This is a genomic window from Nocardioides pantholopis (genome assembly GCF_003710085.1).
GTDB classification, from domain to species: Bacteria; Actinomycetota; Actinomycetes; order Propionibacteriales; family Nocardioidaceae; genus Nocardioides; species Nocardioides pantholopis.
This window is the reverse complement of the sequence record NZ_CP033324.1, coordinates 1,674,469-1,687,470: the sequence shown is the minus strand read 5'-3', so window position 1 is coordinate 1,687,470 and position 13,002 is coordinate 1,674,469. Positions and strand designations below refer to the sequence as shown.

Below are 13,002 nucleotides of genomic sequence, written 5' to 3'. Positions count from 1 at the left end.
GCGCACCGGCCAGCGGGTTCGCGGCGAGGTTCCGTCGCTCGGGCCGAGCCGGGCCTGATCCGACCCGGGGTCGCCCGCACGAAGCACGAAGCGCGCCCCCGGGAACCCGGGGACGCGCTTCGGTGCGCCGTTCGCGCCGTACCCGCACGAGAAGCCGAGCGGGGCGGCTGGCTCAGCCGGCCTTCTTGCCCAGCGTGCCGAGGTAGAGCTCGATGACCTTCGGGTCGTCGGCCAGCGACTTGCCGGTGCCGGTGTAGGCGTTGCGACCGGCGTCCAGGACGTAGCCGCGGTCGCAGATCTGCAGGCAGCGGCGTGCGTTCTGCTCGACCATGACGATCGAGACGCCGGCCCTGTTGATCTTGCGGGTCTGGACGAAGACCTCGTCCTGCATCACCGGCGACAGGCCCGCGGACGGCTCATCGAGGAGCAGCACGCTGGGGTCCATCATCAGGGCGCGGCCCATGGCCACCATCTGCCGCTCGCCACCGGAGAGCGAGCCGGCCCGCTGCTTGCGGCGGGTGCCGAGGGTCGGGAACAGGTCGGTGACGAACTCGAACCGCTCGTTGAAGGACTTGGGCCGCTGGTAACAGCCCATCTCGAGGTTCTCCTCGATGGTCAGGCTCGGGAAGACGTTGTTGGACTGCGGGACGAAGCCGATGCCCTGGGCGACCAGCTGGTCGGCGCGCAGGTTGGTGATGTCGTGCTCCTTGAGCAGCACCGTGCCCGTGTGCACCTTCACCAGCCCGAACATGGCCTTGAGCAGCGTCGACTTGCCGGCGCCGTTCGGGCCGATGATGCCGACCAGCTCCCCGGGCATGCAGTACAGGTCGGCGCCGTTGAGGATGTTCACGCCGGGCAGGTAGCCCGCGATCAGGTTGTCGGCGCGCAGCACCGCACCGTCCGCCGCCGCCAGGTGCGCGTCGCGCTCCGGGGTGTTGCCCGCCTGCTCGCTCATGCCTGCTCCCCCTCGATCTCGGCCAGTGCCTCGTGCTCGATCTCGGCCTCGTCGATCTCGGAGAGGTCGGTGTCGTGGTGGGCGCCGAGGTAGGCGTCGATGACCCGCGGGTCGGCCATCACCGACTCCGGGCGTCCCTCCGCCACGATCTGGCCCTGCGCCATCACGATCACCCAGTCCGAGATGTGGCGGACCATGTCCATGTCGTGCTCGACGAACAGCACGGTGCGGCCCTCGTCGCGCAGCGACTGCACGTGTCCCAGCAGCGACTGCTTCAGGGCCGGGTTCACCCCGGCCATCGGCTCGTCGAGCATGATCAGCTCGGGGTCGACCATCAGCGCGCGCGCCATCTCGAGGAGCTTGCGCTGGCCGCCGGAGAGCGACCCCGCGAAGTCCTCGCGCTTGGCGTCGAGCTTGAACCGCGCCAGCAGCTCGTCGGCGCGGGCGGTGATCTCCCGCTCCTGCCCGGCCCAGAGCCACTTGAACGGCGCCGTCCAGAACCGCTCGCCGCGCTGGCCGGTGGCGCCCATCCGCATGTTCTCGATCACGGTGAGCTTGGCCAGCACCTTGGTGAGCTGGAAGGTCCGCACCATCCCGAGCCGGGCGACCTTGTACGCCGGCACCTTCTGCAGCGGGCGGCCGTCGAAGCTCCACTCGCCGCTGTCCGGGGTGTCGAACCCGGTCAGCAGGTTGAACAGCGTCGTCTTGCCGGCACCGTTGGGCCCGATCAGCGCGGTGATGACGCCGCGCTGGATCTCGATGTGGTCCACGTCGACGGCCTTGAGGCCGCCGAAGGACCGGGTGATCGAGCTGCCGACGATCAGCGGGTCGGGCTTGCGCGCACCGGGGTCGGTGGGCACGTCGGCGAGCGCCGCCTGCGCGGCGGTGATTTCAGCGGCCATCGATCGCCAGCTCCCTTCGGTCGCCGAAGATCCCCTGTGGTCGGTAGATCATCAGCAGCATCAGCGCCAGTCCGGTCACGAGGAAGCGCACCAGGCTGGCCTGGGTGTCGTCCATCGCCCAGGTCGGCAGCAACGGGTCCTCCCCGCTGGTCGCCTGGGCGAAGAACGCGCCCAGGGCGGAGAGCAGGAACCAGTAGATCACCGCGCCGAGCACCGGGCCAAGGACCCGGGCGGCGCCGCCGACCAGGAGCGCGGTGTAGGCGAAGAACGTGAGCTGGGTGTTGTACTGGCTGGGCACCACGGAGGCCTGCTTCAGCGCGAAGTACAGGCCCGCCATGCCGCCGAACATGCCGCCGAGGATCAGCGCCTGCATCTTGTAGGCGAACACGTTCTTGCCGAGCGAGCGCACGGCGTCCTCGTCCTCGCGGATCGCGCGCAGCACCCGGCCCCACGGGCTGCGCATCAGCGCCCAGACCACCAGGCAGCTCAGCGCCACCAGGGCCCAGCCGACCGTGACGTTCCACAGGTCGTCGCGGCTGAAGCTGATCGCGCCGAGGTCGAGGCCCTCGGAGTAGGGGTTGAGGTCCTTGTAGGCGCTGGAGTAGCCGGTGAGGCCGTTGGAGCCGCCGAAGGTGTCCTTCATCTCGACCGACCCGAAGACCAGCCGGAGGATCTCCGCGGCGGCGATCGTCGCGATCGCCAGGTAGTCGGCCCGCAGCCGCAGGGTCGGGAACCCGAGCACCAGCGCGAGCGCGAACGCCGCGAGGAACGACATCGCCACGCCCGCCCAGAAGGGCAGGCCGACGATCACGACCGTGACCGCGAGGCCGTAGGCCCCGACCGCCATGAACCCGGCCTGGCCGAAGTTCAGCAGGCCGGTGTAGCCGAAGTGGATGTTGAGCCCGATGGCCGCGAGTGCGTAGACGATCGCGTTCGGGCCGAGCGCCTGGTTGAGCGCCGTTGTCAGGATGTCACCGAAGTCCACGTCTACCCCTTAACCGATCCGCTCACGACGACCGAGGATGCCCTGCGGCCGAACCAGCAGGATGAGGATCAGGATCACCAGCGCGCCGACCTCCTTGATCGAGGACGGGACGCCGAACAGCGGACCCATCTCGACCACGATGCCGATCACCATCGATCCGAACAGCGCTCCCCAGATGGTGCCGAAGCCGCCGAGCGTCACGGCCGCGAAGACCAGCAGCAGCAGCTTGAAGCCCATCTGGAAGTTGACCTGGCTGTTGACGGCGTACAGGACGCCGGCCAGGCCGGTCAGCGCGGTGCCGAGCACCCAGGCGGCGCTGATCACGCCGTCCACCCGCATGCCGGAGGACGCCGAGAGCGCCGGGTTGTCGGAGACCGCCCGCATGGCCTTGCCGAGGCGGGCCCGCATCATCGCCACGCAGGTCACCGCGATCACGACGACGGCGACCAGGATGATCGCGATCTCCTTGTCGGCCAGGGAGACCGGACCGAAGTCCCGCCGCTCCTGGTTGGTGTACTGCGAGAGCGACCTCGTCGAGCCGCCGAAGAGGTACTGGTAGATGCTGCGCAGGAACAGTCCGAAGCCGATCGAGACGATCATCATCGCGATCACGCCGGTGCCGCGGTGCCGCAGCGGGCGCCACAGCAGCCGGTCCTGGCCGTAGCCGAAGACCCCGCTCAGGATCGTGGCGACCACCCCGGCCAGGATCACCGAGAGGCCGAGGCCCTGGTTGAACACGTAGGTGAGCAGGCCGCCGAGGGTGATCAGCTCGCCGTGGGCGAAGTTGCTCAGCCCGGTGGCGCCGAAGATCAGCGACAGGCCGAGCGCCGCCAGGCCCACGATGAGGCCGAACTTCACACCGGAGACCAGTGCATCGCCGAACTTGTCGCCGAACGAGGCGGTGTCGGCGCTGACGACGCCGATCGGGAAGACGCCGAAGTTGTTGGGGCCGTCGAGGCGGACCGCGATCTCGATCTCCGTGCGCGCGCCCGAGTCGAGCTCGACGCCCTCGGGCAGCGTCGACTCGTCCAGGCTGACCGTGTAGGTGCCCTTCGCCGGCACCGCGATGATCGCGCGGCCCTGGGCGTCGGTGACCCCCTCGCCGACGTCGCCGCCGCCGTCGTCGGTGACCGTCAGCGTCACGCTGGGCACCGGGGTGGGGTTGCCCTCGTCGTCGAGGTTGGACTCATCGCGCAGCACCACGTTGATCGCGGTGACGTTCGGGTCGACCGGCGCCGCGGAGGGCGATGCCCCCGGGCTCGCCGCCCCGCTCGGGGTGGGGCTGCTGCTGGGTGTCTCGGTCACGCCGTCGGAGGCGTGGGCGGCCAGCGGTAGCGCGAGCGCCACCAGTGCCACCAGCAAGGACGCCAGGAGCGCCAACAATCGCGAACCCACACACACTCCTCGTTGTCGGGCCGGCCCCGTCGGGGGTCGGTCCAGGTCGGGCCGGTCAGCAGAGCACGGGCAGTCTAGGGGCACGTTGCGCAGATCACGTCGCCGGACGCGGACCGACACCAAACGGTTACACGGGAGATCAGGAACCGGCCCCGGCGACGCCCGGGCCGTGGGTGACGACGCCCTCGGCGACCTGCCGCATCGAGAGGCGCAGGTCCATGGCGGTCTTCTGGATCCAGCGGAACGCGTCGGGCTCGGAGAGGTTCAGCTGCTCCTGCAGCACGCCCTTGGCCCGGTCGACGGCCTTGCGGGTCGCCAGCCGCTCGCTGAGGTCGGCGACCTCGGCCTCGAGCATGCTGAGCTCGGCGAACCTGCTCACCGCCATCTCGATCGCCGGCATCAGGTCGGACTGGGTGAACGGCTTGACCAGGTACGCCATCGCGCCGGCGTCGCGGGCCCGCTCGACCAGCTCGCGCTGGGAGAACGCGGTCAACATCACCACCGGGGCGATCCGCTGCCGGGCGATCGCCTCCGCGGCAGCGATCCCGTCGAGGACCGGCATCCGGACGTCGAGGATGACCAGGTCGGGCCGCAGCTGCTCGGCGAGCTCGATCGCCTTGGCCCCGTCGCCGGCCTGGCCGACGACGTCGTACCCCTCCTCGGTCAGCATCTCCGCGAGGTCCATCCGGATCAGCACCTCGTCCTCGGCGATGACGACGGTGCGGGTGCTCGGGAAGGCTGAGTCGGAGGCCGGTGCGTGGGTCACGCCCACAGGTTATCCGCGTCACCGGGTCCGGTACGGTTTGGGCGCTCGCCCCGGTAGTCCAACGGCAGAGACACGGTGCTCAAACCACCGCCAGTGTGGGTTCGAATCCCACCCGGGGCACGTTGATCCACGGGCTCGTCCCCGGCTGCGGTGAGCCTGCCACCGTTCCGACCGGCACGCGCCGGGCAGCGGTGAGCCTGCCACCGTTCCCGTACGCCGAACCGTGGCACGCTCACCGCTGGCCAGGCGGACGCCCGCCAAACCGTGGCAGGCTCACCGCTGGCCCAGGCCAGCCCAGACCCGCAGGCCCGGGGCGGAGCGACCTACTGCGGGCGGCGGTACGCCGGGGCGACGCCCTTGATCGCGTCGCCCATCCGGTGGATGCGCAGGGCGTTGGTCGAGCCGGGGATGCCGGGGGGCGCGCCGGCGATGATGACCACCAGATCGCCCTCCTGGACGCGTCCGATGCGCAGCAGCTGCTCGTCGACCTGGCGGACCATCTCGTCGGTGTGCTCGACGGTGGAGGTCTTGAAGGTCTCCACGCCCCAGGTCAGCGCCAGCTGGGAGCGCACCGCCGCCTGGGGGGTGAACGCGAGCAGCGGGACGGGGCCGCGCAGGCGGGCCATCCGGCGCGCGGAGTCGCCGGACTGCGTGAACGCCACGACGTACTTGGCACCGGCGCGCTCGGCCACCTCGCCGGCTGCCTTGGCGATGATGCCGCCGCGGGTGTGGGGGTCCCAGTCGATCTCCCGCACGCCGCCGACCTTCTCACCGGACATGGCATGGCGCTCGGTGGCCTCGATGATGCGGGACATCGTCTCGACCGTGTGGACGGGGTACTCCCCCACGCTGGTCTCGCCGGAGAGCATCACGGCGTCGGCGCCGTCGAGCACGGCGTTCGCGACGTCGGAGGCCTCGGCCCGGGTCGGGGCGGGGTTGGCGATCATCGACTCCAGCATCTGGGTCGCCACGATCACCGGCTTGGCGTTGAGCCGGGCCTTCTCGATGACCTGCTTCTGCAGGAACGGCACGTCCTCCAGCGGGCACTCCACGCCGAGGTCGCCGCGCGCCACCATGACGCCGTCGAAGGCCGCCACCACCTCGTCGAGGTTCGCGATCGCCTGGGGCTTCTCGATCTTCGCGATGACCGGGAGGTGCACGCCCTCCTCGTCCATGATCTTGCGGACGTCGGCGGCGTCCTGGGCGTCGCGCACGAAGCTGAGCGCGATGAAGTCGACGCTCAGCCGCAGCGCGAAGCGCAGGTCGGCGATGTCCTTCTCCGAGAGCGCCGGCACCGAGACGGCGACGCCGGGCAGGTTGATGCCCTTGTGGTTGCTGACCTTGCCGCCGACCAGCACCTCGGTGAGCACGTCGGTGTCGTCGACCGACACCACGCGCAGCCGCACCTTGCCGTCGTCGATGAGCAGCGGGTCGCCGGGGGCGACGTCACCGGGCAGCCCGTGGTACGTCGTGCCGCACTCGGTGGCGTCGCCGGGGACGTCGCGGGTCGTGATCGTCCACTGCTGGCCGCGGCGCAGCTCGACCGGGCCGTCGGCGAAGGTCCCCAGGCGGATCTTCGGGCCCTGCAGGTCGGCGAAGATCCCCACGCCGTGCCCGCTGGCGTCGGCGGCCTCGCGGACCAGGCGGTAGGACTCCGCATGGTCGGCGTGGCTGCCGTGGCTCATGTTCAGTCGGGCGACGTCCATCCCGGCGTACACGAGCTCGCGGATACGGCGCGCGGACGCAGTGGCCGGGCCGAGGGTGCAGACGATCTTGGCTCTACGCACACTTCGAGCCTACCGGCCTTTAGATCGTTCCAACACCGGCCACCCGCGGGCGGGTGGCCGGTGCCAGAAGTGTCACATCGTGCTCAGACGACCAGCGGGCGCTCGGTCGGCTTGATCGGCGCCGGGAGCGTCGTGGAGCCGGTCAGGTACGCGTCCACGGCGGCGGCCGCGGCGCGCCCCTCCGCGATCGCCCACACGATCAGCGACTGGCCCCGCCCCGCGTCCCCGGCGACGAAGACGCCCGGGACCGAGGACATGTAGGAGTCGTCGCGGGCGACGTTGCCGCGCTCGTCGAGGTCGACCCCGAGCTGGTCGACCAGGCCGGCCCGCTCCGGACCCACGAACCCCATCGCGAACAGCACCAGCTGGGCCGGGATCTCCCGCTCGGTGCCCTCGAGCTCGACCAGGCGGCCGTCCTCGAAGCGCACCTCGACGATCCGCAGCGCCGCGACGTTGCCGTCGTCGTCGCCGAGGAACTCCTGGGTGGAGGCGGCGTAGACACGCTCGCCGCCCTCCTCGTGCGCCGAGGAGACCCGGAAGACCATCGGGTACGTCGGCCAGGGCTGGCCACCGGGCCGGTCGGTGGGCGGCTCCGGCATGATCTCCAGCTGGGTGACCGAGCGGGCGCCCTGGCGGATCGAGGTGCCGAGGCAGTCCGCTCCGGTGTCGCCACCGCCGATGATCACCACGTCCTTGCCGGCCGCGGTGATCTGCCCCTCGACGCTCTCCCCGAGCGCCGAGCGGTTCGCCTGGGGCAGGAACTCCATCGCCTGGTGGATGCCCCCGAGCTCGCGGCCCGGGACGGTGAGGTCGCGGGCGACCGTGGAGCCCATGGCCAGCACGACCGCGTCGTACCGGTCGCGCAGCCGCTCGGCGGTGAGGTCCGCGCCCACGTCGACCCCGGCCCGGAAGACGGTGCCCTCGCGACGCATCTGCTCCAGGCGCCGGTCGAGGTACTTCTTCTCCATCTTGAACTCGGGGATGCCGTAGCGCATCAGCCCGCCGACCTTGTCGGCGCGCTCGTAGACCGCGACCGTGTGCCCGGCCCGGGTCAGCTGCTGGGCCGCAGCCAGCCCGGCGGGGCCGGACCCGATCACCGCGACCGTGCGGCCCGAGAGCCACTCGGGCGGCTCCGGCCGCACGAACCCCGACTCCCACGCCTTGTCCGCGATCGCGACCTCGACGTTCTTGATGGTCACCGCAGGCTGGTTGATGCCCAGCACGCACGCGGTCTCGCACGGCGCCGGGCACAGCCGGCCGGTGAACTCCGGGAAGTTGTTCGTCGCGTGCAGCCGCTCGATCGCGTCCTCCCAGTCGTCGCGCCAGACCAGGTCGTTCCACTCGGGGATGAGGTTCCCCAGCGGGCAGCCGTTGTGGCAGAACGGGATGCCGCAGTCCATGCACCGACCGGCCTGCTCGGTGATGATCGGGAGCAGGGCACGCCCGGCGCTGCCGGGGTAGACCTCGTTCCAGTCGCGGACCCGCTCCTCGACGGGGCGGCGCTCGGCCACCTCGCGGGTCTTCTTCAGGAACCCCTTGGGGTCAGCCATGGAGCGCCTCCATCATCGCGTGTGCGGTCTCGTTCTCGTCCAGCCCGGCGGCCTCGGCCTTGGCCTTGGCCTCCAGGACGATGCGGTAGTCGCGCGGCATCACCTCGGTGAAGCGGGCCAGCGACGACGTCCAGTCGGCCAGCAGCTCCTCGGCGACCGGCGAGCCGGTCTCCTCCAGGTGGCCGCGGACCAGCTGCTCCAGCTCGAGGGCCGCCTGGCCCTCCACCGGCCCGAGCTCCACCAGCTCGGGGTTGACCCGGCGCTCGTCGAGGTCGAGCACCCAGGCGATGCCGCCGGACATGCCCGCCCCGAAGTTGCGCCCGGTCGGGCCCAGCACGGCGACCCGGCCGCCGGTCATGTACTCGCAGGCGTGGTCGCCGACGCTCTCGGTGACCGCCCACGCCCCGGAGTTGCGCACGGCGAACCGCTCGCCCGCGCCACCGCGGATGAACAGCTGGCCGGACGTGGCGCCGTAGGCGATGGTGTTGCCGGCGATGGTCTGGTCCTGGGACCGGAACGACGCCGCACGGTCGGGACGGATCACGATGCGACCGCCGGAGAGGCCCTTGCCGACGTAGTCGTTGGCGTCGCCCTCCAGCCGCAGCGTGATGCCCCGCGGCACGAACGCGCCGAAGGACTGGCCGGCCGAGCCGAGGAAGGTGATGTCGATCGTGCCGTCGGGCAGACCCTCGCCGCGGTAGCGCTTCGTGACCTCGTGGCCCAGGATCGTGCCGACCGTGCGGTGCACGTTGCGGATCGCCACCTGGGCCCGGACCGGCTCACCCCGCTCGAGGGCCGGCTGGGCCAGCGGCACCAGCTCGGTCAGGTCCAGCGACTTCTCCAGGCCGTGGTCCTGCGCGGTGACGTTGCGCAGCGCGGCGTCCTCGGGCAGGTCCGGACGGTGCAGGACCGGAGTCAGGTCGAGCCCCGCGGCCTTCCAGTGGTCGACGGCGCGCTCGACGTCGAGCATCTCGACCTTGCCGACCGCCTCGTCGATGGAGCGGAAGCCCAGCTCCGCGAGGAGCTCGCGGACCTCCTGCGCGACGTACTCGAAGAAGTTCACGACGTACTCGGCCTTGCCGGAGAACCGCTCCCGCAGGACCGGGTTCTGCGTGGCGACGCCCACCGGGCAGGTGTCGAGGTGGCAGACCCGCATCATGATGCAGCCCGACACGACCAGCGGCGCGGTCGCGAAGCCGAACTCCTCGGCGCCCAGCAGGGCGGCGATGAGGACGTCGCGGCCGGTCTTGAGCTGGCCGTCGGCCTGCACCACGATCCGGTCGCGCAGGCCGTTGAGCAGCAGCGTCTGCTGGGTCTCGGCGAGGCCGAGCTCCCAGGGTCCGCCGGCGTGCTTGAGCGAGGTCAGCGGGGAGGCCCCGGTGCCGCCGTCGTGGCCGGAGATCAGCACCACGTCGGCGTGCGCCTTCGACACCCCGGTCGCGACCGTGCCGACGCCGACCTCGGAGACCAGCTTGACGTGCACGCGGGCCGCCGGGTTGGCGTTCTTCAGGTCGTGGATCAGCTGGGCCAGATCCTCGATCGAGTAGATGTCGTGGTGCGGCGGCGGGCTGATCAGGCCGACGCCGGGCGTGGAGTGCCGGGTCTTGGCCACCCACGGGTAGACCTTGTGGCCCGGCAGCTGCCCGCCCTCGCCGGGCTTGGCACCCTGGGCCATCTTGATCTGGATGTCGTCGGCGTTGGTCAGGTACTCCGACGTCACGCCGAACCGGCCGCTCGCGACCTGCTTGATCGAGCTGCGGCGCTCGGGGTCGTAGAGCCGCTCGGGGTCCTCGCCGCCCTCGCCGGTGTTGGACTTCGCGCCCAGCCGGTTCATCGCGATCGCGAGGGTCTCGTGCGCCTCCTGGGAGATCGACCCGTAGGACATCGCCCCGGTGGAGAACCGCTTCACGATCTCGGAGACCGGCTCGACCTCGTCGATGTCGATCGGGGTGCGCCCGATCGCCCCGGCGTCCTTGAAGCGGAACAGGCCGCGCAGCGTCATCAGCCGCTCGGACTGCTCGTCGACGCGGGCGGTGTACTGCTTGAACACGTCGTAGCGGCCGGCGCGGGTGGCGTGCTGGAGCCGGAAGACCGTCTCGGGGTCGAAGAGGTGCGGCTCGCCGTCACGGCGCCACTGGTACTCGCCGCCAGTGGGCAGCGCGCGGTGCGCCGGGGAGATCCCGCCGCGGGGGTACGCCCGGGCGTGGCGCCGCGCGACCTCCTCGGCGATCGTGTCCAGCTCGATGCCGCCGAGCTTGGAGGTGGTGCCGGTGAAGTACTTGTCCACGACCGACTGGGAGAGCCCGACGGCCTCGAAGATCTGGGCGCCGGTGTAGGAGGCAACCGTGGAGACGCCCATCTTCGACATCACCTTGAGCACGCCCTTGCCGAGCGACTTGACCAGGTTCTTGACCGCCGCCTCCGGGTCGGCCTTGACGAAGTAGCCCTCGCGGGCCAGGTCCTCGACCGACTCCATGGCCAGGTAGGGGTTGACCGCGGCGGCGCCGTACCCGACCAGCAGGGCCACGTGGTGGACCTCGCGGACGTCGCCGGCCTCGACCAGCAGCCCCACCTGGGTGCGGGTCTTCTCCCGCACCAGGTGGTGGTGCACCGCGCCGGTGAGCAGCAGGGACGGGATCGGGGCCAGCTCGGCCGTGCAGTGCCGGTCGGAGAGCACGATGATCCGCGCACCCTCGGCGATCGCGGCGCTGACCTCGGCGCAGATCTCGTCGATCCGGGCCGCCATCGCCGCTCCCCCGCCCTCGACCTCGTAGAGGCCGCGGGAGACGTGGGTGATGAACCCGGGCATGTCGCCGTCGTGGTTGATGTGGCGGATCTTGGCCAGGTCGTCGTTGGAGATCACCGGGAACGGCACCACGACCTGGCGGCACGACGCGGGGGTCGGCTCGAGCAGGTTCGCCTCCGGGCCGATGGTGCCGTTCAGCGAGGTGACGAGCTCCTCGCGGATGGCGTCCAGCGGCGGGTTGGTGACCTGGGCGAAGAGCTGGCTGAAGTAGTCGAACAGCAGCCGCGGCTTCGCGCTGAGCGCCGCGATCGGGGTGTCGGTGCCCATCGAGCCGATCGGCTCCAGGCCGGTGTTGGCCATCGGGGTGAGCAGGATCCGCAGCTCCTCCTCGGTGTAGCCGAAGACCTGCTGGCGGCGGGTCACCGAGGCGTGCGTGTGCACGACGTGCTCGCGCTCGGGGATGTCGTCGAGGTGGACCAGCCCGGCGTGCAGCCACTCGTCGTACGGGTGCTCCGCGGCGAGCTCGGACTTGATCTCCTCGTCCTCGATGATGCGGTGCTCCTCGGTGTCGACGAGGAACATCCGGCCCGGCTGGAGACGGCCCTTGCGGACCACCTTCGCGGGATCGATGTCGAGGACGCCGACCTCGGAGGCCAGCACGACCAGGCCGTCGTCGGTGACCCAGTAGCGCGAGGGACGCAGGCCGTTGCGGTCCAGGACCGCGCCGATCTGCGAGCCGTCGGTGAAGACCACGCAGGCCGGCCCGTCCCAGGGCTCCATCAGCGCGGAGTGGAACTCGTAGAACGCCCGGCGGCGCGCGTCCATCTCGCCGTGGTTCTCCCACGCCTCGGGGATCATCATCAGCACCGAGTGCGGCAGCGAGCGGCCGCCGAGGTGGAGCAGCTCGAGCACCTCGTCGAAGGATGCCGAGTCCGAGGCCCCGGGGGTGCAGATCGGGTAGAGCCGCTCCAGGTCGCCGGGGATCAGGTCGGAGGCCAGCAGCGCCTCGCGCGCCCGCATCCAGTTCCGGTTGCCCATGACCGTGTTGATCTCGCCGTTGTGGGCGATGAACCGGAACGGGTGGCTCAGCGGCCAGCTGGGGAACGTGTTCGTCGAGAACCGCGAGTGCACCACGGCCAGCGCCGAGGTCATCCGCTCGTCGCGCAGGTCGGGGAAGACCTCGTCGAGCTGGGCCGGGGTGAGCATGCCCTTGTAGACCAGGGTCCGCGAGGACAGCGACGGGAAGTAGACGTCGGTCTCGCGCTCGGCGCGCTTGCGCAGGCAGAACGCGCGCCGCTCCAGGCCGATGCCGGTCACGGTCGCGCCCTTGCCGGCGACGAAGACCTGGACGAACGTCGGCATCACCGCGAGCGCCGTCTTGCCCAGCGAGGTCGGGTCGACCGGCACCTCGCGCCAGCCGAGGACGGCGAGGTCCTCCTCAGCGGCGATCTCCTCGATGCGCCGGCGGGTCTTCGCGACCTCCTCGGCGTCACCGGGCAGGAACGCGGTGCCGACGGCGTAGGCGCCCGGCCCGGGCAGCTCGAAGCCGGCCTCGGCGGTCACCGCGCGCAGGAACGCGTCGGGGACCTGGATCAGGATGCCGGCGCCGTCGCCCGAGTTGGGCTCAGCCCCGGCGGCACCGCGGTGGTCGAGGTTCAGCAGGGCGGTGACGCCCTGCTGGACGATCTGGTGGCTGGCTTCGCCGGTCAGGGTCGCCACGAACGCCACGCCGCACGCGTCGTGCTCGTGGCGGGGGTCGTAGAGCCCTTGGGGCGGCGGGAACGCGTGCTGATAGGGCACGGGATCCTCCCGTCGTCGTCAGTGCCGAGGAGACCGGCGACGACGCCCGAAGAGGAGAAAGGCGCTGTGCGGCTGCTCGGCAGAAGCTGATGGAGTTGCTGGGGACGACACTGGCC

Annotated in this window: 8 protein-coding genes and 1 tRNA gene; 1 reads left to right on the top strand and 8 read right to left on the bottom strand. The window is 71.0% G+C overall.

Features of this window, described 5'->3' with window-relative positions:
* Positions 1-172 precede the first annotated feature (172 nt).
* The 5 genes from EBO35_RS08095 to EBO35_RS08075 form a co-directional block, all read right to left on the bottom strand.
* Positions 173-955 carry an ABC transporter ATP-binding protein gene (locus EBO35_RS08095; RefSeq protein ID WP_122817265.1) on the bottom strand — a complete coding sequence of 261 codons (783 nt, stop codon included), beginning with the start codon at positions 953-955 and terminating at the stop codon, positions 173-175.
* Positions 952-1,857, bottom strand: a complete 906-nt coding sequence (locus tag EBO35_RS08090; RefSeq protein ID WP_122817264.1) for an ABC transporter ATP-binding protein — start codon at positions 1,855-1,857, stop codon at positions 952-954. The genes EBO35_RS08095 and EBO35_RS08090 overlap by 4 nt, the downstream gene beginning before the upstream one ends.
* Complete coding sequence (locus tag EBO35_RS08085; protein WP_122817263.1) at positions 1,847-2,842, bottom strand: branched-chain amino acid ABC transporter permease; 996 nt, start codon at positions 2,840-2,842, stop codon at positions 1,847-1,849. The genes EBO35_RS08090 and EBO35_RS08085 overlap by 11 nt, the downstream gene beginning before the upstream one ends.
* Positions 2,843-2,851: 9 nt before the next feature.
* Positions 2,852-4,237, bottom strand: a complete 1,386-nt coding sequence (locus EBO35_RS08080) for a branched-chain amino acid ABC transporter permease (RefSeq protein ID WP_164477865.1) — start codon at positions 4,235-4,237, stop codon at positions 2,852-2,854.
* Positions 4,238-4,376: 139 nt separating this feature from the next.
* On the bottom strand, positions 4,377-5,003 hold the full coding sequence (locus EBO35_RS08075) for an ANTAR domain-containing response regulator (RefSeq protein ID WP_263457647.1): 627 nt from the start codon (positions 5,001-5,003) through the stop codon (positions 4,377-4,379).
* Between the two features lie 47 nt (positions 5,004-5,050).
* Between EBO35_RS08075 and EBO35_RS08070 the strand changes: the two genes are divergently transcribed.
* Positions 5,051-5,123: transfer RNA gene (locus EBO35_RS08070), tRNA-Leu, on the top strand.
* Between the two features lie 203 nt (positions 5,124-5,326).
* Here EBO35_RS08070 and pyk read toward each other — a convergent pair.
* The 3 genes from pyk to gltB all read right to left on the bottom strand — a co-directional run bounded on the left by pyk (position 5,327) and on the right by gltB (position 12,886).
* Positions 5,327-6,790, bottom strand: a complete 1,464-nt coding sequence (gene pyk, locus EBO35_RS08065) for a pyruvate kinase (protein WP_122817261.1) — start codon at positions 6,788-6,790, stop codon at positions 5,327-5,329.
* Between the two features lie 83 nt (positions 6,791-6,873).
* A complete protein-coding gene (locus EBO35_RS08060; protein WP_122817260.1) occupies positions 6,874-8,340 on the bottom strand; it encodes a glutamate synthase subunit beta in 1,467 nt (488 codons plus the stop codon).
* Positions 8,333-12,886 carry a glutamate synthase large subunit gene (gene gltB / locus EBO35_RS08055; RefSeq protein WP_122817259.1) on the bottom strand — a complete coding sequence of 1,518 codons (4,554 nt, stop codon included), beginning with the start codon at positions 12,884-12,886 and terminating at the stop codon, positions 8,333-8,335. The genes EBO35_RS08060 and gltB overlap by 8 nt, the downstream gene beginning before the upstream one ends.
* Positions 12,887-13,002: the final 116 nt, after the last annotated feature.

What these genes read in the sequence shown, in the direction of transcription:
- EBO35_RS08095 (WP_122817265.1), bottom strand. Translation starts at nt 955, where the DNA reads ATGAGCGAGCAGGCGGGCAACACCCCGGAGCGCGACGCGCACCTGGCG.
- EBO35_RS08090 (WP_122817264.1), bottom strand. Translation starts at nt 1,857, where the DNA reads ATGGCCGCTGAAATCACCGCCGCGCAGGCGGCGCTCGCCGACGTGCCC.
- EBO35_RS08060 (WP_122817260.1), bottom strand. Translation starts at nt 8,340, where the DNA reads ATGGCTGACCCCAAGGGGTTCCTGAAGAAGACCCGCGAGGTGGCCGAG.